This window comes from Treponema sp. R8-4-B8, from assembly GCF_054786175.1.
Genome location: NZ_BDHE01000152.1, coordinates 1 through 848, shown reverse-complemented (window position 1 = coordinate 848; position 848 = coordinate 1). Strand labels below are relative to the sequence as shown.

The window sequence follows — 848 nt, the reverse complement described above, 5'->3', positions numbered from 1 at the left end:
GCCTATTTAAAAAGTTTGGTCGTATTTGAAAACGGTTTTACCGATTATCTTAAAACTTTTCGTTTTAACGGCTCACTTTGGGCAATGGACGAGGGGACGGTCGTCTTTCCCCAGGAACCTTTAATAAGGACGGAAGGAAACCTTATTGAATGTCAGATAATCGAAGGCGTTATTTTAAATATTATTAACTTTCAAAGTTTAATCGCTACAAAAACGCGCCGAATCTGGCTTGCTTCGGGGAAAGGGCAGATAATGGAGTTTGGTCTTCGCCGCGCTCAGGGGCCGGACGGGGCGATTTCAGCCTCACGCGCGGCGTACATCGGGGGCGCTTGCGGCACAAGCAACTCTTTAGCCGGTAAAATTTACGGAATTCCTGTAATGGGAACAATGGCTCATTCATGGGTAATGTCATTTAAAAACGAGGAAGAAGCGTTTGACGCCTATGCCGCGCTGTACCCCGACAGATCACTTTTTTTAATCGATACTTATGACACTTTAAAAAGCGGGATTCTTAACGCGATAAAGTCAGGAAAAAAACTCGCGGCTAAGGGGAAAAATTTCGGAGTGCGCCTTGATTCGGGAGACATTCAGTATCTTTCAACCGAGGTAAGGCGGCAGCTTGACGGCGCGGGGCTTAAAAACGCTTTTATCACAGTCTCCAACGATCTTGACGAGAATATAATTGAAACGCTCGTGAAAGACGGCGCGCCCGTAAACAGTTGGGGAGTGGGAACCCGCCTTGTAACCGGCGATAACGCCGCCGCATTTACCGGCGTGTATAAACTTGCCGCCCTCAGAGGAAAATCAGGCGTAACCCATGTTACGCCCGTTACCCCAGTTATGAAATT

1 protein-coding gene is annotated in these 848 nt (G+C 47.4%); it reads left to right on the top strand.

The annotated features are described in order from the left end of the window. A partial coding sequence (pncB, locus tag ACYVRA_RS07535; RefSeq protein ID WP_461252125.1) for a nicotinate phosphoribosyltransferase occupies positions 1 to 848 on the top strand: 848 nt, incomplete at both ends.